The sequence below is a fragment of the Faecalicatena faecalis genome, from assembly GCF_012524165.2.
Classification (GTDB): Bacteria; Bacillota; Clostridia; order Lachnospirales; family Lachnospiraceae; genus Faecalicatena_A; species Faecalicatena_A faecalis.
In genome coordinates this window covers 45,682-70,753 of the sequence record NZ_JABACJ020000006.1, presented here as the reverse complement: position 1 = coordinate 70,753, position 25,072 = coordinate 45,682, and the positions used below count along the sequence as shown (strand labels likewise).

At 45.9% G+C, this 25,072-nt stretch carries 22 protein-coding genes; 6 read left to right on the top strand and 16 right to left on the bottom strand.

The features are described 5' to 3' along the window. Nucleotides 1-30: 30 nt before the first annotated feature. The 16 genes from HGO97_RS08390 to HGO97_RS08315 form a co-directional block, all read right to left on the bottom strand. Nucleotides 31-1,149: a sugar ABC transporter substrate-binding protein gene (locus HGO97_RS08390; RefSeq protein ID WP_216240862.1), complete on the bottom strand. Its 1,119-nt coding sequence runs from the start codon at nucleotides 1,147-1,149 to the stop codon at nucleotides 31-33. 180 nt (nucleotides 1,150-1,329) lie between these two features. Further along, nucleotides 1,330-2,835: a sugar ABC transporter ATP-binding protein gene (locus HGO97_RS08385; RefSeq protein ID WP_216240861.1), complete on the bottom strand. Its 1,506-nt coding sequence runs from the start codon at nucleotides 2,833-2,835 to the stop codon at nucleotides 1,330-1,332. Nucleotides 2,836-2,855: 20 nt separating this feature from the next. Beyond that, nucleotides 2,856-3,806, bottom strand: coding sequence for an ABC transporter permease (locus tag HGO97_RS08380; protein ID WP_216240860.1), 951 nt, complete (start codon nucleotides 3,804-3,806; stop codon nucleotides 2,856-2,858). 2 nt (nucleotides 3,807-3,808) lie between these two features. Next, nucleotides 3,809-4,792: an ABC transporter permease gene (locus HGO97_RS08375; RefSeq protein ID WP_216240859.1), complete on the bottom strand. Its 984-nt coding sequence runs from the start codon at nucleotides 4,790-4,792 to the stop codon at nucleotides 3,809-3,811. A 17-nt stretch (nucleotides 4,793-4,809) separates the two neighbouring features. Continuing rightward, nucleotides 4,810-7,032 carry an extracellular solute-binding protein gene (locus tag HGO97_RS08370; protein WP_216240858.1) on the bottom strand — a complete coding sequence of 741 codons (2,223 nt, stop codon included), beginning with the start codon at nucleotides 7,030-7,032 and terminating at the stop codon, nucleotides 4,810-4,812. 11 nt (nucleotides 7,033-7,043) lie between these two features. Beyond that, entirely contained in the window at nucleotides 7,044-7,922 is an 879-nt protein-coding gene (locus tag HGO97_RS08365) for a D-psicose 3-epimerase (RefSeq protein ID WP_216240857.1), read from the bottom strand. Between the two features lie 401 nt (nucleotides 7,923-8,323). Next, on the bottom strand, nucleotides 8,324-9,391 hold the full coding sequence (gene asrC, locus HGO97_RS08360) for a sulfite reductase subunit C (protein ID WP_216240856.1): 1,068 nt from the start codon (nucleotides 9,389-9,391) through the stop codon (nucleotides 8,324-8,326). 17 nt (nucleotides 9,392-9,408) lie between these two features. Next, nucleotides 9,409-10,200 carry an anaerobic sulfite reductase subunit AsrB gene (gene asrB / locus HGO97_RS08355; RefSeq protein ID WP_216240855.1) on the bottom strand — a complete coding sequence of 264 codons (792 nt, stop codon included), beginning with the start codon at nucleotides 10,198-10,200 and terminating at the stop codon, nucleotides 9,409-9,411. Then, nucleotides 10,193-11,248, bottom strand: a complete 1,056-nt coding sequence (asrA, locus tag HGO97_RS08350) for an anaerobic sulfite reductase subunit AsrA (protein ID WP_216240854.1) — start codon at nucleotides 11,246-11,248, stop codon at nucleotides 10,193-10,195. The genes asrB and asrA overlap by 8 nt, the downstream gene beginning before the upstream one ends. 295 nt (nucleotides 11,249-11,543) lie before the next feature. Next, nucleotides 11,544-12,122, bottom strand: coding sequence for a cyclase family protein (locus HGO97_RS08345; protein ID WP_216240853.1), 579 nt, complete (start codon nucleotides 12,120-12,122; stop codon nucleotides 11,544-11,546). A 24-nt stretch (nucleotides 12,123-12,146) separates the two neighbouring features. After that, the gene (locus HGO97_RS08340) at nucleotides 12,147-12,626 is read right to left on the bottom strand and encodes a YaiI/YqxD family protein (RefSeq protein WP_216240852.1); all 480 of its coding nucleotides are present in this window, start codon (nucleotides 12,624-12,626) and stop codon (nucleotides 12,147-12,149) included. A 69-nt stretch (nucleotides 12,627-12,695) separates the two neighbouring features. Next, nucleotides 12,696-13,523: an AmmeMemoRadiSam system radical SAM enzyme gene (gene amrS / locus HGO97_RS08335; RefSeq protein WP_216240851.1), complete on the bottom strand. Its 828-nt coding sequence runs from the start codon at nucleotides 13,521-13,523 to the stop codon at nucleotides 12,696-12,698. 18 nt (nucleotides 13,524-13,541) lie between these two features. Beyond that, the gene (amrA, locus tag HGO97_RS08330) at nucleotides 13,542-14,927 is read right to left on the bottom strand and encodes an AmmeMemoRadiSam system protein A (RefSeq protein WP_216240850.1); all 1,386 of its coding nucleotides are present in this window, start codon (nucleotides 14,925-14,927) and stop codon (nucleotides 13,542-13,544) included. A 23-nt stretch (nucleotides 14,928-14,950) separates the two neighbouring features. Beyond that, a complete protein-coding gene (locus HGO97_RS08325; RefSeq protein WP_216240849.1) occupies nucleotides 14,951-16,276 on the bottom strand; it encodes an amidohydrolase in 1,326 nt (441 codons plus the stop codon). Nucleotides 16,277-16,415: 139 nt separating this feature from the next. After that, nucleotides 16,416-16,595 (bottom strand): chorismate--pyruvate lyase, encoded by a 180-nt coding sequence (locus tag HGO97_RS08320; RefSeq protein ID WP_216240848.1) that lies wholly within the window; start codon nucleotides 16,593-16,595, stop codon nucleotides 16,416-16,418. Between the two features lie 16 nt (nucleotides 16,596-16,611). Further along, nucleotides 16,612-18,477 carry an ATP-dependent nuclease gene (locus tag HGO97_RS08315; RefSeq protein ID WP_216240847.1) on the bottom strand — a complete coding sequence of 622 codons (1,866 nt, stop codon included), beginning with the start codon at nucleotides 18,475-18,477 and terminating at the stop codon, nucleotides 16,612-16,614. A 344-nt stretch (nucleotides 18,478-18,821) separates the two neighbouring features. Between HGO97_RS08315 and HGO97_RS08310 the strand changes: the two genes are divergently transcribed. From HGO97_RS08310 to HGO97_RS08285, 6 genes are all read left to right on the top strand, one after another. Continuing rightward, nucleotides 18,822-19,787: a Fic family protein gene (locus tag HGO97_RS08310; RefSeq protein WP_216240846.1), complete on the top strand. Its 966-nt coding sequence runs from the start codon at nucleotides 18,822-18,824 to the stop codon at nucleotides 19,785-19,787. Between the two features lie 385 nt (nucleotides 19,788-20,172). Continuing rightward, nucleotides 20,173-21,837, top strand: coding sequence for a propanediol/glycerol family dehydratase large subunit (locus tag HGO97_RS08305; RefSeq protein ID WP_216240845.1), 1,665 nt, complete (start codon nucleotides 20,173-20,175; stop codon nucleotides 21,835-21,837). 11 nt (nucleotides 21,838-21,848) lie between these two features. Beyond that, the gene (locus tag HGO97_RS08300; protein WP_216240844.1) at nucleotides 21,849-22,532 is read left to right on the top strand and encodes a propanediol/glycerol family dehydratase medium subunit; all 684 of its coding nucleotides are present in this window, start codon (nucleotides 21,849-21,851) and stop codon (nucleotides 22,530-22,532) included. After that, on the top strand, nucleotides 22,533-22,925 hold the full coding sequence (locus HGO97_RS08295) for a diol dehydratase small subunit (protein WP_216240843.1): 393 nt from the start codon (nucleotides 22,533-22,535) through the stop codon (nucleotides 22,923-22,925). Continuing rightward, nucleotides 22,922-24,739 (top strand): diol dehydratase reactivase subunit alpha, encoded by a 1,818-nt coding sequence (locus HGO97_RS08290; RefSeq protein WP_216240842.1) that lies wholly within the window; start codon nucleotides 22,922-22,924, stop codon nucleotides 24,737-24,739. Before HGO97_RS08295 ends, HGO97_RS08290 begins: the two co-directional genes overlap by 4 nt. Continuing rightward, entirely contained in the window at nucleotides 24,736-25,065 is a 330-nt protein-coding gene (locus tag HGO97_RS08285; protein ID WP_216240841.1) for a glycerol dehydratase reactivase beta/small subunit family protein, read from the top strand. Before HGO97_RS08290 ends, HGO97_RS08285 begins: the two co-directional genes overlap by 4 nt. The last annotated feature ends 7 nt before the right edge of the window (nucleotides 25,066-25,072 follow it).

Sequence of the window (25,072 nt, the reverse complement as noted above, 5' to 3'; positions counted from 1 at the left end):
CCTTCTTTGCCTGTTCATCTGTTTGTTCTGTTACTTAGATGGTGCTTTAAATTTGTCCGTCCAAGTTTTTGCCATTTCCATTGTTGCTTCTTTCTCAGTTTGCTCTACTTTATCAACATTCTCTTGTGTAATATAGAAGGATCCTGAATCCACAAGGAAATCTTCATTCTCTTCATAGGTCCATCCATCTGTAAGCATCTTTAGTGTCACTGTTGCAAGATATGCCTGTCCCCATGGATTCTGTGACATAGTCCCGTCCAATGCACCGCTCCTGATTCCGTCAAGAACTGCTTCATCCGTATCGCATCCGATCGCATGGATCTCACTATATTTTTCATCTGAAAGAATACTTGCCAGTGCAACTGAAGGGTAATAGCATGTGCTGATAAATCCATTGATCTGGTCACCTTTTGCTGCCAGAATATTTTCCACTGCGGTCACCGATGCTTCTGATTCATCAATATCTCCGATAATCTGAACCAGCTTTACATCTGGATATTCGTCACACGCATCTTCAATCGCCTTCATTCTGGACTGTGTATTCGTATCTGTCACAGCGCCGCAAAGGCCGACTACGCCGCCTTTCCCGCCCATTGCTTCAATCAGATTTTTTGTACCATCATAAGAAGCCTGGTATACATCTGTTGCAAGTGTCAGAGTAGCCTGTGAAGGGGTATCTGGAGAGCCCCCTACGCAAACGACCGGCACACCTGAACCGACCATCTTAGAAATCTGTTCATTTCCTGCAACGGGATCTGATGTCATCATATAGATTCCCTTTAGTCCCTTTGCGATCAGTCCGTCCAGAATCGTATTCTGATCATTCTGAATCCAGTCTTTCGGTGCATCAAACTCAGTTTCCGGGATTCCCAGTTCTTTTGCCGCCTCATTAGCCGCGCCCTGCATGGGATCGCTATAAGAATTAATTGCACCGAACACGCCGCCGAAAGAATAGTCTTTATCCGATTTACCGTCTACCGGGCCATAATCTACGACATCCTTCCATATACTTTCTTCATATTCTGTTGACGGACTTGCCGGATCCGTACTGCCGCTGTCTTTACTTTTAGTTCCGCCGCCTGCACATCCTGTTGCTAGTGATACTGTCATTACCATACATAAGAGCATGCTGATTACTTTCTTTTTCATATTCATTCTCCTCTTTTATACCTTATTTAAAAGGTCATCTGTAACTCCGCCCCAAGGACATACGTGAGTGGATGCCCTATGGGTATACTTAACTTTTGAATTCGTTTTCATTGGAACATTTATGCCAAATGGTAGAATACGGCCGTTCCTTCTCCCATTTCTGCCTAATAATGATTGAAACTATAACAAAATACTTCCCATGACCTTCGTACTCATGCTTCCATAATCTTTATTATTTTCTAGCTCTCCTTTAATTTCATGATCTTTAAATACAATAATCCGATCTGCCAACTGGACCAGTTCTCCCATATCAGAAGAAATGACTATGACTGAAATCCCCTGGTTTGAAAGTTCATAGATCAGTGAATGTATCTCGCCTTTTGTGTTCACATCAATTCCCACTGTCGGCTCATCGATGATCATGATCTCTGGATTCACACAAAGCCCTTTTGCAATGCAGATCTTCTGCTGATTACCTCCGCTTAAGCTGGCAGTCTCCACGAATATATCTTTTGCTTTGATACTGAGTGATTTTTTATATTTCTCGGTAATTTCATCCTGCTTCTTATAAGAAATAAATCCTCCCCTGCTGCAGATTTCTTTCAATGCAATGATCCCGATATTATCTGTAATACTATGTTGAAGAAAGAGTCCTTCCTCCTTACGGTTCTCAGAAATATAACAGATTTTATATTTTTGAAAAGCTTCCTCGTAACTGCCTATTTTGACTTCCTGCCCCTTTACTTTTAATGTGCCCTTTCGGACAGGGTCGATTCCTATGATCTCCCTGGCAAACTCCGTTCGTCCTGCTCCTACCAGACCATACCAGCCCAGAATTTCTCCTTTTTTCAGATAAAAAGATTTAGGAATTGTATTCTTTTTACTACTGATCTCATCCGCCTCAAGCACAACGGGTGCAGACTCGAATTCCCTATTCGCGTAGGTCTCAATCACATGCTTTCGTCCAACCATAAGCTCGATCAGCTTATCTTTATCCAAAGAAGATGCAGGCAGGGTCTGTCCTACATTTTTCCCATCCCGAATCACAGTAATGCTGTCAGCGATTTCAAAAATCTCTTCCAGCTTATGGCTGATATAAATAATAGAAACTCCTTCTTCTCGAAGCTGTTTTACTGTCTTCAGAAGCTGATCTGCTTCTGTCAGGGAAATAGAAGCGGTCGGTTCATCTAACAACAGGACTTTGGAATCCATACACATGGCCCTTGCGATCTCCAGCATCTGCTTTTTCCCGGATGTAAGTTCCTCAATTCCCTGTCCCGGATCTAGGTCTAATCCTACCCGTTCCATATCCTTAACGGCTTTTTGTTTCATGGCTTCTTTATCAATCAGTTTTGATTTTCCAGTCGATACATCCATAAAACATATATTTTCAGCGACATTAAATGTATCAATCAGATTTCTTTCTTGATGTACCACACCGATTCCCAAATCAAAAGCTTTCCCGGGATTCGTTATTTTCTCTGGCCTGCCATCCACCTTCACCTGCCCTTTCGTGGGCTCAAATACACCGGAGATAATATTGATCAACGTAGACTTTCCCGCACCGTTTTCTCCGACCAGTGCGTGAATCTCACCCTTTTTAATTTTAAAAGACACATCATCCAATGCTTTTACACCAGGAAAAATCTTGGTGATACTCTCTAATTCTAATATGTATTCAGACATCTTTTCTCACCTTATCCTTCCTACTTTTTCATAGAACGCAGCCGGTCAAGCGCCATGATCACGATAATAACGACACCATTAATCAGCTCTGTCCAATACACATCCACGCCCAGATGAACCAGTGCATTTTGTATGATCGTCAGTACGAAAGCACCCAGAATGACGCCAAATACATTGACTTTTCCTCCTGCCTGCCTTGTCCCTCCAATCAAAGGAGCCGCGAAAGACTGGAGCATCCAGTCAGACCCGATATCCGGCTGTGCTGTACCTACCCGCATCACTACCATCATGCCCGCAACGGCTGCAATCACACTTGCAAGTATATTGACACGCATAATTGTTCTAAATCTCGAGATTCCATATAATTCCGCCGATTTCGGGTTCGCTCCAAATGCAAGAATCTGCTTTCCCCATCCTGTATAACGAAACAGGAGATAGATCAATATCAGAATGACCAGCATAACGATCATAGAGGTGGGAATCGCTCCTAACTTTGTATTGCCGATTGCAACAAAGGATGCTGGGATTTTACTGACACCATGCCCTGTTGTAATCATATAAATAATCCCTGTAAATACAGAATTTGTTGCTAAAGTAGTCAAAAAGCTGGCTACACCTACTCCGCCGTTTCTATAAATCAACAGACCATTAATGACACCGCAGCCTGCTCCTGTCAAAAGACCGATAAAAATCGCTGCCGGCACAGGCAGTCCCGCATTCTGCATCAGCAGTCCACAGAAAATTGCTGACATCGCTCCTGTTGACCCGATGGATACATTCATGCCGCCACTCGCAATACTGATCATCTGAGAGCTTCCCACAAGAGAGGTCACCGCAAGAACCTTTAAAAGCGCACTGATATTGTCTGCTGAAAGATAATTTCTTTTTATAATACACATGACCGCAATCATGCAGATAATAATGAGAGATACGCTGAATCCGTTTGATTTCCTGATTTTCTTAAAATCCATGTCTACCCCTCCTTCTCAACCGCATTCTTCGCTTGGTTCGTCATCATCTTCTTCCTCATTCTGTCCACCTCATATGCGAGCAGGAGAATAATACCCACCGCTGCATTTGTGGCATAGGAGCTGACTCCCCACAATACAATTGCGTTGTTGATCAGGACCATCAGAAAGCCCCCCAGGAACGTCCCGATTACATTTACTTTCCCGCCAGAGAGTAATGTACCGCCTAATACCGGGACAACAAAGGAAGTCAGCATCCAGTCATCGCCTATGGAAAGCTGCACGCTTCCAAACCGTGATACCTGCAGAATCGCTGCCACTGCACAGAGAACGCCGCTCAGGCAATGCCCCGCAATCACCGTTTTATCATAATTTACCCCGGAATAGACTGCTGCCACTCCATTTGACCCACAGGCCAGAAGTTTCTTACCAAGCTTTCTGTAACGTATGACGATAAACATGGTCACACCCACCAACACTGCGACGAAAATCGTTGCAGGGAACAGGTTCAGGACCTTGATATTCCCAAACGTCTTAAACCCCTCACTCAACTGCGAAAATGGCTGCCCGCTTGTAATGACCAGCGCAAGTCCTTTATAGAGACTTAATAATGCCAGAGAAATGATAAATGGATTGATTCCTGATTTGGTAACCATGATTCCCTGTAAATAACCCTGAAGCAGCCCGGCACCACACGCAGCTATAATACAGACCACTGTAGGCAGTCCCCACTTCTGCATGGCAATTCCAAAAACAACACTGGACAGAACACCTATGGAACCTACCGCCAGATTCATCTGCCCCAAGGACAGCACAACCATCTGTGCCAGACCTACAATGACGAAAATAGGTACTGACTGTAATACTGAATACATGTTATAGGAAGATAAAAATCCTTCGCTCGTTGCTGCCAGGATTGCAAAAATCACAATAATCGGCACAATGACACTGGATAGATCTGCCTGTAACAGCTGTTTTACTTTTTTCATGTCTATCTCCTCTTCCTTTATTTTCCCGAAATCAACTGACTGATTTCCTTTCGTATTTTACTAAGTGCCTCAACAGGCGTCTCTTTCTTTAAAACAGCTTTTTTAATTCCTCTTGATATGGCCTCATCTACAAGTTCTGTATTGATGACCCGCCTTTCACTATCCATGATTTCCTCTCGCAGACTTCCCATCTCTACCTTTTCATTTACCATATTCAGCCAGGGATAGCTCAATTTCAATGTATCATCTTGAAAAACTGTAGTTGTAGGTACACACCCGCATAGACGCATATTCAGAATTGCTGTCTTATCATTCAGGTTCCACTTAATAAACTCGTAACACTCTTTTATATGATCCGAAAACTTGTTGATCCCTAATGCCCAGCCTCCCAGCATGGGTCTGTGTCCCGGCAGGGGGACTGCCTCTATATACTTCTCATAAGTATTCCCCTCAACCGAATACTTTCCAGGCTGATAATGAGAAGCAAAACCCTGAGCCATTGGAATCTCTCCTTTTAAAAGCATCTCAAAGATCTCATCCCAGAAATATCCTTCTGTCCCCTCTGGTATATGTTCAAAGGTGGTGACCAGATTCTCCAGCGCTTTTACATTTTCTTCACTGTCAATCACTACCTTTCCCCAACGGTCCGCTATTTTCCCATGAAAGGCCCATTGTCTGGGAAGGAACTCATTGATCAGTCCAATTGGTTCTAATGCACTTGCCGCAGTCCCGTAACGAAAAGGTGATTTTGGATTCACACTCCGGTCAAAAAACTCTGCTATCGTATTAAAATTGGACCAGGTACCGGGAGGAGATAATTCATATCCATACATGTTCATGAACTGTGACTTGATATCCTGATTTGTAAAAATGTCTTTCCGGTAGAGCAGAATCTGCGTCGTTGCTATGATTGGAAAAATATGGATTCCCCTGTCATATTTATAAAATGCCTTTGTAATTGTTTTGGGGTACCGCTTCAGCAGATTATCTTCCTTTACCTCCTTTGTCAGATCCGCAAATACATTGTTTGAAAGTACGCTTCCCATCCAGGGGAGGTCGAACATATAGATGTCATATTCCTGTGACTGCACTGCAAATTCTTTTTTCAGCCGTTCTCTCAATTTTGTGTATCCGAGTTCATGGAATTCGATCTCAATACCACACTGCTTTTTAAAGCTGGCAGCCAGTTTTTTCAAAGCCTCTGATGCGTCACATCTATAGGTAAGTATTCTGAGTTTTTTCTCTGTTTCCAGATTGATTCCAATTTCAGGAGAGCTATAATTTTCCTTCGAATTTATATAAATTGTATTCCGCTCTGGCAGATTTCTATGAGACAGCATTTCATTCATCTTCTCGCCGGCCTGTTTTCCCATCAGAATTGCATTTCTTCCATATTGGACCATGTTCTTCTGAATATCCGTCATATACCATTTTTCTCCAGCAAGTGCATGTATACAGATATCTGCCTTAAGAATATTACACACCTCAACGCAGATTTCTGCGAATTCAATCGAAGATACGATGATATGCTGCGGCCTCGGTATAAAACTCATAATACTGCGGTAAATATGGTCAAAAACTGCTTCTCTGTTTATTTCTTTGATAACCTCGATATCCTCATTTCCTGATTCACGGGCTGCCAGATATCCCTCGGCACAATCCTTTTCATTAGAAAACTCCTGTTTCCCCAGAAGGACTTTTATCTCTGCTTCTGCATCCTTTTCAAGTAGTCTGGCTGTGATATCATAGACCAAGTCTTTATTCTCAAACAGTACATTGCTAAAGCTTCCCTGACCGACTTTACGTTCTACGAATACTAAAGAGACTCCCTTTTTCTCTATTTTCTTGTATTTCTCTATGTTTGCAGCATCATTGGATACCATAATAATTCCCAGTGCCCCTATATTTACAAGCTGATCTAAAAACTGATTCTCCAGCACGATGTTGTTATGCGTCAGCTTTAATACGGTAATGAAATTCTTCATATCCAGATATTCCGTCAGTCCCTGATAGATATCGTTATACGGTTCATCCAAACTCGGAAATAAAATCCCTATCACTCTGCTCTTCTGACTTTTCAGATTCTGTGCCATATAATTGGGCCTGTAATCCAATGTCTCCATTGCCTGTTTAATAAGGAGTACCTTTTCTTCCTTTACATTTTCTCTGCCATTTAAGAAGTTCGAAACTGTACCAACTGAAACTCCTGCTATCCTGGCAACATCCTTGATTGTGGACATATGCTCGTTCCTTACTGCTGCATCTTCTTATGAAGCATATAAATCGCATCTGCAGCCAGCCCTTCCATTTCCTCCTGAGATGCACCCTTACTGATATCTCTCCATACCTTGATATCACGTCCTACCTCACCGCCCATTTTGATAAATGGCTCCATCACGATCGCCCCTTCATATTGAATGGCTTTTAATGCTAATGTGATTTCATCCCACGGCATTCTCCCGTTCGTACTCGGTGGTCTCCGATTCGGCTCACCTACATGAAAATGTCCCAGCTTATCTCCGACCAGCTTGATTGCCTGTTCAAAACTGTCCTCTTCAATATTCATGTGGTATGTATCCAGCAGAATTTTTAAATTGGGGCTGCCGACTCTGGATATATAGTCCATTGCTTCCTCTGCCGTATTTACGAGTGAAGATTCATAGCGGTTCACAACCTCGACTGCATAGGTGATTCCTTTCTCCTCTGCAGATTTCATAATCTCTTTGACCGATTCGACTGAGCGTTTCCATTCCGCACTCTTGTCCAGTACCCCGTAGGAATATGTCTGATTCCATGCACCGATATCCACTCCTGAATACATTGTGCTTCCCATTTCCTGCATGATCTCAAAAGTATCTAGTGTAAACTGAATTCCTGCCTTTCTGATCTGCTCATCTGGCGAAGCAAGATCATATTCTTTTCCAAGACCTACAGAAAATGTAAACTCAATTCCTTGTTCCTTTGCACAGCCTGCGATTTCCTCTCTCTGCTCTTTTGACAACTTCATCAAAGGAGCCGGAGCTACTTCCAATATATCAAATCCGATTCTTTTTACCTGATCGATCTGTCTGATAAAATCAGTATCCCAATCCCTGTTAAAATATCCAAAATGTATTCCTATCTTATTCATTCATCCTGTCCTCCTGTGCCACTGATCTGCTGCCATTCATACATTACTCTTACTGCATTTTTACTAAATTTTACTTCTTAACTCCGGAATTATTATATAAAAAGGATAACGGAAGCCACTTCATAATTCAATACTTCCGAAACGCAAATTCATTGAACCGTTTCAATATTCGTTTCAAAAAAAACAGAGGATTTGCATGGTATTTTAACTATACGTCTCCTTCACTTCTAAAACTACAGGTAGATTATTCCATGACTCGCAGCATGATGTTCATATTTATTTTGAAGTACCGAATGAATCTTGAAACATACATCAGCCCCAATATAAGCTCTCTGAACGCAAAAAAAGGACAGGAACCATATTTTCGGTTCCTATCCTCAAATTTCTGCCTTACCCGGCACTTAATCCTGCGGTCCTGCATGATGATGCATTTCCAGAGGCTTTACATTAAAGTTAGAACGATATTCTGTCTCCTGCCAGAACATATCCTCAGCCACCAGACATTCAGGATTCAGCTCTACGCCTTCCAGAATAATCTCCTTGAACTTCTTATACCCTGCTCTGTCAATCAGATGTCCGCCATGTAAGTATTCCGGCTTATAATCCATTACCCATGCAGAGAACTTCTGCCAATTTTTCAGGACTGACAGCACCACATCCTCTGTTGCCCAGTTGAGGAACATCTTCCCTGTTCTTGGGGTCTGACGTCCTGTTCTTCCACCTAAGATCACCCGGTAGAACTTCTCAGGCTGTCTGGTCCATGCACTTGCAGGACATGCCTTTACACATTCACCACATCCGATACAGCAGCATGCGTCCTTTTCAATTTTTCCGGTATTTTCATTCAGTTTCAGCACTCTTGTAGAGCCCTTCTCACAGGCACGTACACAGGCACCGCATCCAATACATCTTTCTGGATGGTATACCATCCGCGCTACACCGATGATACCAAAGTCGCACAGATGAGCTTTGTTACAATCGTTCGGGCAGCCTGCAATATTGATCTTAATATGGTAATGGCTTGGGAATATGATCGGCTCAATCTTCTTTGCCAGTTCAAATGTGTTACAGTTGCCGCAGATGCAGTGATAATTACCGATACATGCGGTAATATTACGTGCACCAATTGTAGGATATCCGCTCTGCGGGTCCCACTCTGCCGGCTCATGGGAAATCATGTTCATATCCACTTCACAGTCCTGGGCATCTATTTCTTTAATATATGCCTCCAGGTACTCATTGACTGCCGGGATATTCTCATATGCAATCCCTGTGATATCAAAAGTCTGCCGTGTTCCAAAATGGAAGTTTCCGTCTCCCCATGTCTTAGCGATATGTTCGATCACGGAAAGATACTTTGCGTCAATAAATCCTCCCGGAACTCTCATCTGCAGCATGAAATAACCTGGTACCTTAGATTGACGAAAACAGTTAATACGTACTTTTTTTACATTAATATCCTGATTCATACATCCTCACTCCTTTCTCAATCTACCAGGTCACGGGCTACCGTATAAGGGAATACCGGGCCGTCCAGACATACATATACTTCATCGATACGGCAGTGTCCACATTTACCCACTGCACAGGACATCTTCCGTTCGAAGCTCATCCACATATTTTCCGGCTCTGCGCCGCATTTCACGAGTTCAAGTCCTGTGAACTTCATCATCGGAGGCGGTCCGACTACGACAACTACATACTCGCCGCAGAATTCTTCAAATGGAATCTCCTTCACGAATTCTGTAACAAAACCTGTTCTCCAGCCTTCTTTTGCTTCTGTATCCAGTGCATAGGTGGTATGGAACTTCTCTTTCCACTGCTCCAGATCGTTCTTGAAAATGATTCCACCTTCATTCTTGAAGCCGCTGATCAGATGAACGTCTTTCACATATCCCGGATTCTCTGCGAAGTAACGCAGCATGGAGCGTACCGGTGCCAGCCCGGTTCCTCCGGTAATGACAACTACATGCTTGCCTTCGAACTGGTCTACAGGCCATCCTTTTCCATAAGGTCCGCGTAAGAATAAGTTGTCCCCCGGCTCCTTTTTAAAGATGCAGTCTGTTACCTTTCCTACGGAACGGATCGTGAATTCCAGCCATCCCTCTCCACAGGCAGAGACAGAAATCGGTGCCTCTCCAATCTTCGGAATAGAAAGCTGCATAAACTGTCCATGATCCGGACAGACGTCTGATTCAACGCGGAAGGTCCACTCCTGCTCACTTTCCTTTGTTACTGATAAAATCTTACACGGCTTTGGTGTCACCGGATTATTCATGACAGCTCCCCCCTTCTTTAGCCAGGTCGGCTTTAATTTCCTCTACTGCTTTGCTCATCTTATTGACTGTCGCACTAATGGAAATGAATTCTGGACAGCGGTGTGTGCACCGTCCGCATCCAACACACATGTGTTCCTCGCCGAAACGTGCTTTATAATCATGGAATTTATGTAATACTTTATAACGCATTCGGTCGCCCGCCGTATTTCTTAACTCTCTCTGTCCAGCCATCTGATCGAATCCTTCAACCTGGCAGGATGCAGTCACTCTGCGACGCTCGCCCACCTCTGGATTATCTCCGTAGATGATATCTCTTGTCGTAAAGCAGGTACAGGTGGAACATGCCACAGTACAGCTTCCGCAAGAAGTACATCTTCCGTTGAATTCCTTCCACATCGGATGAGATTTCAGCGCCAGGCGCACCTTCTTATCAGACAGGTCTGGTACTGTCACCTTAAGTTCATTCTCCTCGACGAATGCCGGCTCATACTCTTCTTTCGGCATCCCCTCAAAATAGCCTTCAAATGCTTCTTCTGCCACACTTACCTTTACGCCCTCTTTTGAAAATCTCAGGGCCAATGAGTAATTGTCGGTCTTATTCGTTCCCATAGAGACACAGAAACAAGTGTCGTCTCCTCCGTTACATTCCATCATCGCAAACTTTACGAGGTCTTTCATGCGTTTATAATAATAATCCTCATACCCGCCATTTCCGGCATAGATTTTTGCCTGGATACGCTGTGCATTGATATCACATGGTCTTGCCAGTATCAGGATTGGTTTCTTAGGATCTTTGCTCGCACGGTATTCATCCTCAGTAAAATAAAAAATTGCCTGCTGAATTGGAGTGATAACCTCCTTTGCAGGATAATCCGACTTTGTATCCCACACGATCTCACTGAAATTCTCGATTTCAGCATAACGGATCACATCCGTGTCGGAATAACGTCCCTCCTTCGGGAAACGTTTGGGAGCGTACACGCGGAAATCATTCCGAAGTGCCGCAAACACCCTGTCGGCCTGGGCATTGTCAAGTGCATAAGCCATTATGAAAACCTCCTTTTTTATGTCTGGTACAGCATTCGAAAATATCATATACCCGGTTATGTACTGCCGCCGTGGTAAAAATATCCTTTTCCTACACTGTACTAGCATATTATCCTCATCTCGTTTTGATGAATGGAATGTCTTTTTTTTAACATCCTACTTGTATTCTATCATAACCTTATCATTATTTTAAATTATATATCTTTATTATACGATAACATATTATTATGATATACAGACCACTGGAGGGCTTCTCTCCCTGGTGACATTCTCTTATGAACCTCTCTTAAGGCCCTTATTTTATATCCTCAACCAAAACTGCCCTGCACGGCGCCCCGTCGCATCCTCTAAGTTTCAGCGGCTGGGCGCATAAAAAGTAATCTCCCGGCTCCACTTCTTCAAGACATACCCCTTCCAGAATCGCCATTCCTGCCCCCAGCAGAATCTGGTGCACTGCTGCCGGTGCATCCTCCGGTCCAACGGTCTGGCTCTCTACTCCAACCAACTCCACTCCTGCCTGAACAAAAGCTTTTGCTGCTTCTTCTGTAAAAACAGTGTTTCCCTTAAAGAGCAGCTTCTTTCCTTTGCCTTCTATTATTTTTGCTGCGGTCTCCCCATCCAGTTCACCGTTATACTCCAGCACTGCACAACTGCCCATTACCTGCTCAAGAGGCAGTTCTTCAATCGATTTCCCCTCATCCAGGAAATGACGCGGTGCATCCATATGAGTACCGTTATGGGCGCACATTTTCAGATAGGTCAGGTTGCAGGCATCTCCTTTCTTCACTTCCAGTATCCGCTCAAATTCCGGGACAGGGTCCCCGGGGTATACTTTTGAACTGAACAGCTCTCTTGTAATATCGTAGAATTTCATTCTGATTGTCTCCTTTATTGACTTTTATATGTTTTCGTGTTCCGGACTTGGTATTTCCGCCCTTTCTACCTTTTCAATCAATTGCTTTAACGACTCCTCGAAATGTTCGTCATCCTCCCTGGTGCGTTTCCTCGGCCCCTTCAAATGGTTCTTCTTCGACTTTCTACGCACTTCTTTCGCTATATGGCGTTCGAACATCATCTGATCAATGTTCTGCAGCGTATACCATTTTCCACTCTGATGGATCGGATATATCCCTTTTCCCAGGCACATCGAAGCAACGCCGTAATCCTGGGTGACCACAATATCTCCCTTTTCTGATATCGTTACAATTTTAAAGTCTGCGGAGTCCGCACCCTTTTCCACTGTCACGACCTGGCTGTACTGTGACTGGAAAATATGTGCGGTATCGCAGACTAATGTGACCGGGATGTCCCTCTCTTTCGCAACTCTTTCCACGATACCTGTCACAGGACAGGCATCGGCATCTACAATAATTCTCATTATCTTCTCCCTTAGCAGTTATCTTACCATTTCATAGTGCTCTCACTAATAAAACATTACTTTTTCAGCTTAACAATTTCCCTCAAATACATTTTTTAAATGCTTCCGCGCGACATCCGCCAGGTGATAGACTTCATTTACTTCTGTCGCCTCCCGGTCTGTCATATGATATCTTGGGAAAAACCGTGTGACATGTAGCGGGATGTTCTCATCCACAGAAGCAATCCACTGTGCCTCCGCCTCCATCTCCTCCATCCGGTCATTCTCCCCCGGTACGATCAGAGTCGTAAGCTCTACATGACAGTCCTTTGCTGCACGCTGTATAAATGCTTTCACAACCTTAAGGTCGCCGCCGAGTTTTCTGTAATACTCGGCCGTAAAACCTTTTAGATCTATATTCATAGCATCTATATATGGAAGGATTTCTTCCAATACCTCAAGCTCTGCCGAGCCATTTGTCACCAGGACATTGACCATTCCGGCCTCTTTGACCAGTTTCGCCGTATCGCGCACATACTCGTATCCCACCAGAGGTTCATTGTAAGTGAAAGCCACGCCTGCATTTCCCAGATCTTTACATCCCAGCGCCTTATCTGCCAGATCCTGTGGCGAAATGTATAAGGTTTCTGCTTCTGCCGCACCTTCCATAGAAATCTCATAATTTTGACAGAAGGGGCATCTCAGATTACATCCATAACTGCCCACCGACAGGATCATACTCCCGGGATGAAACATGTTAAGGGGCTTCTTTTCGATCGGGTCCAGTGCCAGTGATGTCACCTGACCATAATTTTCGCATACGACCTTCCCATCCTGATTCTTTCTGGCCCTGCAGATTCCAAACTGCCCTTCTTCAAGCTGACAGCGGTGCATACATACCTGACAGACTGCTTTCATTTTTTCTCCTTTTCTGCGTCAAAAGTGGCGCACTACTTCAAAACGTTCCATTGAAACTTCTTCCCGCTCTCCGATCCCTGCCTTCCTTTTTGCAATGGCAACCTGTTCTTCTACCGTATCCACTCCATCCAGGTTCGGGAGCAGCAGACCTCTTTTGTAGCCCTTTGATACGACCACACCGTAACGCTTTACATCCAGTTCGTCTGTGGAGCTTATTTTTTCTGTGTCGCCCAGGACATCTACGCTGATCGTCAGCTTATCCAGCTCATCTTCTTCAATCGGCTGGAAACGTGGGTCGCGTGTGGAGGCGCTGACCGCATTATCAATAATTTCCTGTGCAATGGATGGCTGCACAGCCTGGATTGTTCCGATACATCCCCGGAGCCGTCCTTCTTCTTTTATTGAAACGAACACTCCGGCGCGCCGGGTATACATTTCCTCCGGCAGTCCACGGGGAACTTCAATCTTGTTGTGGTTCCTGATATATTCTTCGACGGTCCTTCTGGCAAGCTGCACATATGCATCCTCCTGTTGCCGCTGCTCCAGCACATGAGCCTTTTCCTGCTGCTCGTACTGGTCCAAAAAGTTCCGCGCAGGATTGCTGCCGCAGACTGCATAACCGCAGACTCCATAGCCGACCCCGAAGGGTCCTTCATAGGACATCCTCTCCGGGACCACTTCCGTGCGGTCCAGAGCGCCTGCCATGATCGTGAACGAACGGTGGCCGCATTCTGCCGCCTTTTCACAGAATTCCTCGGGAAATTCGAACAGCTCGCCAAATGCCGCCCTTCCCATGACATCCATGATCCGTTCATCATACACAGGACCTTCCGTCTGGAATCCATAAGGCCCCTCCGCCTTTAACCGATGGGAAAGATCGCCGCTGGCAATCAGAACGACTTTCCTGACCAGAACTTCCGCGGTCTCCTTGATACACTGCCCTAATTCGTAATGTTTTGTAAGAGAGAAACCGGAAAGTCCGATCCTGACCAACTTATACTGCTTCCAATACTGGTTGATAAAATATAGCGGGACCATGAATCCATGATCCAAGTGTCTGTCCCGTTCCCCCATTGTCCCGGCTGGCAGATCCCTTGCATCCGCCAGTTTACAGAGATTTTCCACAAATACCTGATCATATTGGGCTTCCATTTTTACCTGTCCTATCCCAAACTGTCCAAAATCTCCTTTCGCACCTTTTCCCGGAGATATATGGAAATAATCGGCATACATCACCTGGTGCGGGGACATTAAAACAATGGTTTCCGGTTCCAGCTCTCTGATTCGTTCTGCCACCTTTTTGTAGGCATTGATTGTCTTTTGAATCTTACGTTCCTCGCCGCGGCCGATGTCCGGCACGATCAACGGCGGGTGCGGTACCATAAATGCTGCGATAATTCCCATGATACGACCTCCTTCTTAAGATCTTACAATTCCTTCCAGGCTTCCTCGATTTTCGCCGGGTCCTGGACCAGCATCCAACTCCCCAGCGCCATACACTGTGCTGCATACAGCATTCCCTTCTGACCGATGCTCATTCCTGCCTGGGCCGTTGTGGACCAGTGATGGAGCGGGGTGCCTTTACACATGGCTGCAGCGCTGAGCATCACCGTCGGTACGGTATGGCTGACATCGGAGACATCCGTTCCGATGGAGAGAATCACTGGCTCATCCTCCAAAGGTTCCAGTCCGGTAAAATAGGTTCCGTCATTTTCCAGACCTGCTGCCGCGGTTATTTTTTCAGCAAACGCAAGCTCCTCTTTCGTGTATTCAGGCACAGGCACCTGCTCCATGGCATAATAAAATACTTCTGCCAGAGTGCGGTTCACCTTCATTTCCTTATTGCTGGTCACCAGCTCGATTTCCACCCGCGTCCCGGTCATCATGGCCGCCCCTTTTGCACAGTCATCGACCCGTTTGGAGGCATCTTCGGTTCTGGAGCGTTTCGCAGAGCGGATAAAATAATTGGTAGACGCATAGTCCGGCACGATATTGGCCGGTCCGTCCGTGTTGGTGTAGGTGTAATGCATCCGCACATCATCTGCCACATGCTCGCGCAGATAGTTCACCCCTACATTCATCAGCTCCGCCGCATCCAGCGCACTGCGGCCAAGCTCCGGGTGTTTGGATGCGTGGGCAGCGGTGCCGTAAAACTTATAGTTTTTCACATCCTGGGCCTGCCAGATATCGTAGCTCACCCGGTTCCGGTCAAACGGATGCCAGGTAACCGCCACAGACAGGTCATCGAAAACACCTGCCGCATTCATTTTGATCTTTCCAATCACGATTTCCTCCGCTGGACAGCCATAGACCCGGATTGTCCCGGCAGCGTTCTCTTTCTCCATCTGCGCTTTCAGGGCGCAGGCCGCCCCTGCACACGCAGTTCCCAGCAGATTGTGCCCACACCCATGTCCTGGGGTATGGGTCGGCTTATATTCACAGTCCGGCTCTTGTCCAAGCCCCGGAAGCGCATCATATTCCGCAAGGAATCCTACGATCGGCTTCCCACTGCCCCACTGTGCAATGAACGCCGTCTGAAAACCTGCGATATTCCACTTAATCTCAAATCCCTGCTTTTCCAGGAAATCCGCCAGACATTTCGAAGAATACACTTCCTCTCTCGAAAGCTCAGGGTGATGGAAAATATCATCCGCGGTATGGATCATCTCCTCCTCATTCTCTGAAAACCAGGTCTCCAAAGCCTCTGCTTCGGATAATTCAATATAGCTGCAATTCGCTTTATATTCTGTCATTTTATCATTCCTCCCCACCGCGAATTTTGCCTTAACCCTCGCGGTGTCTCACTTCCTGTCTTATTCTTTTCATTCCTGCATCAACTGATTTAAGAATATTCTGAAAATGGTAAGCAAAGGGGTCTGACCCCTTTGCATTTTACTCAATGATACTATACTGCAGATATTCATAGAGCAGCCTGGTGCCTTCGTTAATCTCCGGCGGGAGAAGCGCTCTTGCCACCATTTTGGCCTCTGCATTCGGATCTGTCTCATCTGTCCTCCTCAGCATTGCATAATCTCCGTCAATTTTTTCTACTATATAAGTACATGTCAGCATTTTCGTTCCTCCTCATTTATTTTTTTCGATTCTCAAAGTAAATAAACCTGTCGATTGAATCCAGGATATCTTTAAAATCATCCCTCGGCGCAAGATCGATATATCTTGTCAGCAGTTCCTGTTCCTGCTCTCTGTATCTTCCATAAAAGATGTCATACAGGTTATGCCCCCGCATATAAGTCTTGATCTCCTCCATATGTTCCTTCACATCCGTGATGCTTTCCAGGTTCTTGCCCAGCACCTCCTGCAAATGCCGCCCGCTCCTGATTTTATAGAGATATTCTTTCCACTTCTCCAGAAAAATCTCATAAAACGCCTCCTCTGATTCTATCACACCAAGCTCTGCCATAACCTTCGGATTCAGAAAATAGTTCTCGAAGGAATAGTAATGAAGAATCAGAACATTCTGCGGCATGACCCGGGGGAGTTTGTCGATATCCTCTACGCTTCGCTCCTCGTAATACTTACAGAGCTGCCCCTTAAGCTTCTCCGGGTCGTCGCCATCCCCATCGCGTATCATCAAGAACTGGTCTTTTAAATAAATCTGGTTCATATATTTCAGATTCGCATAAGTCTTGATATTTGTACAGCTATTGGTCGTAATGATTGCGATCCTGGACAGATTCCCGTCCGAATCATAAGTCTCGGAATAGTACTTCTTAATCAGCAGAGGCAGTCGGCTTTTATCCTGCTTTCCCTCCACAATAAAAACGAAATTTACATTCATCAGATCATTGGCTGTGTACCCAAGATCGTCCAGGATTGCGCTGATATCCGTTTTCTCTCTTGTCTGGGAATATCCATCTTCATCCAGCACCACCTGCCGGATCTGTCTGCTGTTGAAATTAGCCAGCAGATTCGGAGAATGGGTAGAAAATACAACCTGGTTTTGCCTGGACAGACGGTACAGGATCTCTCCCGATACCTTCTGCAGCTTCGGGTGCAGAAATAATTCCGGGTCCTCCACCATAATAATACTCGGCACCCGCTCCTCTCCCTGCGCATAAGTTTCCAGCAGAGACAGCATATAAATACTGCGCATGCCTTTCCCCATCTGCCCAATCGGACGCGTCGCGCTTCTGGCGGCACTTCTTTCCCGGTTCCTGATCTCCGTTGTCACAAGCAGCATCCGTTCCATATCCCGGTTCATGGAATAAATAATCTCCTCCTGCCCGCCATTCTTCCTGAAGTTCTCATTTACCTTCTTTGCAAATGCATCCAGATTCAGCTGATAAAGCTTATAATCGAGAAGCTTAGCCGTCTCAAATGCGTTCAGTTCTTCCGGCTTCTTCTGGTTGATCAGCCCGATGCAGGCAAAACAATGGTTGCACACCTTGGACTGGTCGAAAATACAGCAGTTGCGGCGCATCCGTTTTAACAGTTCATCCTCCTGTAGCATCAGCATATCGCTCTGCAGCTGGTCCAGTTCCCTCTTTGTGTCCATATAATAAATCTGAGGAAATACCTCTATAATATGAGGGTTATTCTTCTGTACCCCGTCATGGTACCGCACTCTGCCATCCTTATTTGCAATAAATTCAAAGCTTAAGTTCCCATGATCATCATAAGAAGGCAGCTTCTTCCTGAAATCCTTCATCCATGCCTCGCTCCTCCGGTACTGGCTCACAATCCCATTCTCCCGGAACCGCATCAGATCCTCCTCTTCCAATTTCAATGTCACGAAGACTTCAATATTGGAAAAGTCCTCCTGAAAATCCTCCGGCTGAATGCAGTAAGAACCTCCGACTGCACGGATTGCATCCAGGACCGCTGTCTTTCCTGTATTGTTCTGACCCACAAGAATCAGGGCGTTCTCAATATTCTCGATGTACATGTGGCGGATGGATTTAAAATTCCGGATCCGCAGACTCGTAATACGCATAGGCCGCTCCTTTTGGTTAAATGCAAACTGATCAATAAGATTTAATATCATTGTAACAAATTCAGGGGGAAAAGCACAGATATTTTACTTATATGAAAGTAGGAGCAGCATATTGAGTCAGTTGTTGGAAATGGATTGGACTAAAACCGGAGTTACAGCTGACCGAGCTAACCACTGTGGCAATAATTCCAATGAATAAGTTTAAGATCCACGGGGCATACTATTTATCTAAGATTCTGACTTTTACCTTAATTATAGGTCTATTTTAAGGGATAATTCCCTTGCGAATTGACTTTTCCCTTATTTTATAATAATATTTAAGGGAAACAAAAGGAGGTTAAGGGATGAGGGAATTTAACTATTCAAAAATCAGAGAACAGAAATGGGACTCTGATATCCTTGGATATATAGCAGCGATCTATAAAGAAGCCGGTAAACAGGAGCAATACTTAAAGCAGCGTCCAAAGGAGCTGGAAAAGCTTGTTGAGATCGCAAAAGTACAGAGTACCGAGGCATCTAATGCCATCGAAGGTATCGTCACCACCAACACACGAATCAAACAGCTGGTGGAAAAAAAAACGACTCCCAGAAATCGTGATGAACTGGAAATCGCCGGATATCGTGATGTTCTAAATGTCATTCACGAGAACTTTGATACTATTCCAATTTCAAGAAACTACATCCTGCAGCTGCACAAAATTATGTACAGCTACATGAACAATCCACTTGCCCCATTTGAAACACCAGAGGCCCTTGATAGAATCTGTGAAGAGTATAATCGAGTCATTGGAAACATGGAAGTTGAGCCCTTGATTGCAATACCAGTGTTTATTCACGACTTTTTATGTATCCATCCCTTTAATGACGGAAATGGCCGAATGAGCCGTTTACTCACGACACTCCTTTTATACCGAAATGGTTTTTATGTCGGAAAGTACATCTCACTGGAGGCTAAGATTGCACAGGCGAAAGACCTTTATTATGGTGCCCTTAGCCAATCACAGGATGGATGGCATGAAGGCTGCGAGGATACGATTCCATTTATCAAATATTTGCTTAGCATCATACTGGCGGCATATAAGGATTTTGAAGACAGATTTTCCATCGTTGAAACCAAATTACCTGCCATTGACATGGTAAGAAAAGCAACACAAAATAAAATTGGAAGATTCAATAAGCAAGACATCCGGGAACTATGCCCGTCCCTAAGCATCAGTTCCATTGAGAGCTCTTTACGAAAGCTGGTAAAGTCCGGTGAGTTAAGACGGGAAGGCACAGGAAGAGCAACCTGCTACATCCGGTTGAAGTAAATGCCCTTAATCAAATATACTTTCCCTTAAGAGAACCATGAATTTAAGGGGAAGAATAAATATTACGAGAAGCATCTGCCAAAACGGCAGGTGCTTTTTCTTTAGCACTCCTATATATTGCTTTCCCAGTCAGTAAATTTCATAAATGTTGTTTCTTGTGGTTTTCCATCTTCATCTTTGTGGTTTTTTGCTTGTTTCTCACAATATTAGATTGCTATTTCCCTGTGGTTGTTGTATAATAAAATTACTGTAATATTGGGGATATTGTACTTATCAGGCAGTTGATATCTGATAAGATATATCCCAGGAGCACACCGTAATACATGCCCTGCGGGCGGGTCCGCAGGAAGCTGTGGAATAAAGTATGCGTTAGGAGAAGAAAAGGATGAAGAGATCAAAACGTATTGAAACGCTGGATCGACGCCCCGTCAATCTGGATGGCTACATCAATGAGTGGCCGGAGATGGGATTTGTCGCAATGAGCAGCCCTTATGATCCGAAGCCGTCTATTCAAATTGAGAATGGGAAGATCGTGGAGCTGGATGGTAAGAAAAGAGAGGATTTCGATTTTATCGACCAGTTTATTGCAGATTATGCAATTAATATTGAAAGAGCGGAAAGATCCATGACAGTCCCTTCACTGGATATTGCCAGGATGATCGTAGATATCCACGTCTCCAGGAAGGAGATACTGGAGGTAATAAGCGGAATCACCCCTGCCAAGATGGTGGAGGTCATGAACCATCTGAATGTCGTGGAACTGATGATGGGCATGCAGAAGATCCGTGCACGTAAGACTCCGGGGAACCAGGCCCATATTACCAACTTGAAGGACGATCCGGTGCAGATTGCAGCAGATGCTGCCGAGGGCGCTTTACGTGGATTTGCCGAGGAAGAGACGACCATGGGTGTTGCAAGATACGCACCGCTCAGCGCAATGGCTCTTCTGATCGGGTCGCAGGTCGGACGCCCGGGTGTACTGACCCAGTGCTCCGCTGAGGAAGCGACCGAGCTGGAGCTGGGAATCCGCGGACTGACTACATACGCAGAGACCCTTTCCGTATATGGAACTGAAAAGGTATTTATCGATGGGGATGATACTCCATATTCAAAAGCATTTTTGAACTCCGCATATGCCTCCAGAGGCTTAAAGGTCCGTTTTACATCTGGATCAGGCTCTGAAGTACTGATGGGCAACAGCGAGAAGAAGTCCATGCTCTATCTGGAGTGCCGCTGCCTCTATGCGACCAAAGGTGCCGGAAGCCAGGGAATCCAGAATGGTTCCGTAAGCTGTATCGGCGTGCCGGGAGCTGTACCGGGAGGTATCCGTGAGGTTATGAGTGAGAATCTTGTCGCTGCACTTTTGGGACTGGAATGTGCATCCTCCAATGACCAGAGTTTTTCCAACTCTGACATGAGAAGAACCGCAAGGACTATGCTGCAGTTCCTGCCGGGAACTGACTTCATTTTCTCAGGATATGCGGCAGAACCGAACTACGATAATATGTTCGCAGGTTCGAACTTCGATGCGGAAGATTTTGATGATTATAATGTACTGCAGAGAGATATGCAGGTGGACGGCGGACTGAAACCTGTAACAGAGGAAGAGGTCATCCGCGTGAGGATGAAAGCCGGCAAGGCTGTACAGGCTGTATTTGGGCAGCTCGGACTCTCTCCGATTTCCGATGAGCAGGTGGAAGCAGTTGCTTATGCACACGGAAGTAAAGATACGCTTCCCCGTGATGTGACGGCTGACCTGATGGCTGCTGAAGATGTGTTAAAACGTGGAATCACGGGTGTCGATGTGGTCAAAGCGCTGGCAGAATCCGGATACCAGGATATTGCCGAGAGCGTACTGAACATGCTCAAGCAGCGTGTGGTCGGCGATTACATGCAGACTGCTGCCATTCTGGACAAAGATTTCCACGTACTTTCCGGTGTCAATACTCCGAATGATTACATGGGACCGGGAACGGGATACCGCGTAGAAGGCGAACGCTGGGAGGAGATCAAGAAGATCCCTCATATCATTAACCCACAGGATATATAGGAGGAAAGAGCATGCAGGTAAATGAAGATTTAGTAAAACAGATAACAAATGCAGTCCTCACAGAGATGAAGCACAGAACAGACGGAACAGGTGTTAAGGTGAGTGCACCTGCTCCTGTACCATCTATGGAAGGACGCGACAGGATCAATCCGGTCAAGACCTCCTACGCTTCTTATCCAAGGGCAAAGAAGGGAACGGACCCGAAGGAAGTAGTCATCGGAGTCGGCGCCGCTTTCCAGATGGAGATCAAGAAAACGATCTGCGGCATTCCGCTTGAGGACGTCCTGAAAAATGTAAAAGCAGGTATCGAAGAAGAAGGCATGATTCCAAGAGTCGTTAAGATTCTGGACACCTCAGACGTCTGCTTTATGGCACTGGAGGCTGCTAAGCTGTCCGGTTCCGGAATCGGCATCGGCATCCAGTCCAAGGGAACGACAGTCATCCACCAGAAGGATCTGTATCCGCTTTCCAACCTGGAGCTGTTCCCACAGGCACCGCTGATGGACCTGGAGACTTACCGGAAGATTGGAAAGAATGCAGCCAAATATGTCAAAGGCGAGCAGGTCGTACCTGTTCCATGTACCAATGACCCGATGTCCAGACCGAAATACCAGGTCAAAGCCGCTCTGATGCACATCGCAGAGACCGAGCAGCTGGATTCTGAAGTCGGAATTATCGAATGGGAGGGAAGATAAATGCAGTACCCATTAGGAGAACACGAGAAAGAGAAGATTGCGTCAAAGACAGGGAAGAAGCTGACTGACATCACTCTTGATGAGGTCATGAAGAACCATGTCTCTGCTGACGATATCAAGATATCCAAGGACATGTTAAAGGCCCAGGGCCAGGTTGCCAAAGAAGCCGGCAATGACCCGATGGAGAAGAACTTTGAACGTGCCGCTGAGCTGGTCGATGTACCGGACGATGTGATTTTGAAAATGTATGATAAGCTGCGCCCGAACCGTTCCACAAAGCTGGAGCTGGTTCTGATGGCTCAGGAACTGTTGGAAAAATATAATGCGAAAAACTGTGCACGCCTTGTCATGGAGGCCGCAGAAGTTTATGAGAAAAGAGGGATTCTGCTTTGAGTTATATCGCCGGAGTAGACATTGGGAATTCAACAACTGAAGCATGTGTAGGAGAAGTACGCTCTGATGGGAATATTCATTTTCTGACCAGTGCCTCCTGCCCTACGACCGGAACCAAAGGAACGGTCGCGAATACCCATGCCATCAAATCGGCATTAAAGCAGGCCATGAGTAAGATTGGCAGGGAAGTCGAAGACATTTCCCTCATCCGGCTTAACGAGGCGGCTCCGGTCATCGGCGATACGGCGATGGAGACCTTGACCGAGACTATCATCACGGATTCTTCCATGATCGGACATAATCCGTCCACCCCTGCCGGAGCAGGACAAGCCGTAGGTGAGATCCTTCTGATTGATAAGCTTTCCCGCGGGGTGCCGGGCACGCCTTATATTGTTGCATCCCCCAGTACCTATTCCTATGAAGAGGTGGCCGCGATTCTGAATCAGGCATCGGATTCTCTGAATATCACAGGTGTGATTCTGCAGGCTGACGAGGCTGTGCTTGTGGAGAACCGCCTGCGTAAAAAGGTCCCGATCATCGACGAGGTCTCCCGGATCGACAAGCTGCCGGACGGTGTTCTGGCTGCTATCGAGGTGGCACTTCCGGGCCAGACGGTGCGGATGCTTTCCAACCCGTATGGAATCGCAACACTGCTCCACCTGGATGCAGAAGAGACCCGCACAGTGACCCCAATCGCCAAGAGCCTGATTGGAAAACGCAGCGCCGTAGTACTCAAGACTCCCGGCGGAAATGTCCGTGAGAATATCCTGCCTGCTGGAGAGATTTATTTTGATGCTGAAAACAGTTCTTCCATCAATCTGGATGAAGGGGCAGAGAAGATTATGCAGGCTGTAGCCGATGCCGGAAATATCTACGACATCAGCGGACAACCAAATACTAACGTTGGAAATATGCTCACCCGAATTAAGCACGGGATGAGCGAATTAGATCAGACTCCGAATGCGGATATCCGCATCACCGATATCCTGGCCGTCGACACACTGGCACCGGTCCTGATTTCCGGCGCACTGGCAGGTGAGACATGTCTGGAGAAGGCAGTAGGCATCGCCGCCATGGTAAAGACACAGAAGCTTCCGATGCAGGAGATTGCGGAAAAGTTAAAGCTGGACCTCGGTACCGAGGTCAAAGTGGCTGGTGTCGAGGCAGTGATGGCAAGCCTGGGAGCGCTGACCACACCAGGAACGAAGCTGCCGCTTGCGATTCTGGATATGGGCGGTGGTTCCACCGATGCTGCTGTAATCTCCGAGGATGGAAAAGTGACAATGACACATCAGGCAGGAGCCGGGGAGCTGGTATCCATGCTGATTGAGACGGAGCTTGGCTTGGGAGACCGCCATATGGCGGAACAGATCAAAAAGTATCCTCTTGCCAAGGTGGAGAGCCTATTCCATATGCGCATGGAGAATGGACAGATGACCTTTGTTGATGAATCCATTGACCCCAGATTTTACGGCAGAGTCGTGCTTCTGGCTGAGAACGGTTTTATTCGGATTGAGAAGGATATTCCAATGGAAAAGATTGTCCAGGTACGCAGGGATGCAAAACGGAAGGTCTTTGTTACCAACGCTTTTAGAGCACTAAAAAAGGTGGCTCCGGGACACGATCTGAAAAATATTTCGAATGTAGTTCTGGTCGGAGGTTCCGCTGAAGACTTTGAGATACCCGAGATGCTCATGGAGGAATTTGCCGGGTACCGAATCGTATGCGGCCGAGGGAATATCCGTGGTACTGAAGGTCCTCGTAATGCAGTCGCCACAGGACTTGTGCTTTCATATGCAGGAGAAAGATCATGATTATAAAGAAACCATCTATTTTCATATATACATACCAGCCGGACGCTTCCACCTTAAAGGAGGTCTGCGCCGGAATCGAAGAAGAGGGCGTCTTTTACGAAATCAAAGAGATGGAGCAGGCTTCCCCTGACGAACTGGCATGGACTGCGGCCAATGACTCTATGCTCGGCTCTGGAATCGGTATGAATGGATGCAGTATTTCACTGCAGATGCGTGGGATACCAAAAGGCCACAGTATTGAAGGGTATCTAGAACCAGGTCAGGAGCAGTCAAGAAAACTGGGGGCCAACAGTGCCAGAGCTATCAAGAAGCTGCCTTTCAAATAAATGACTT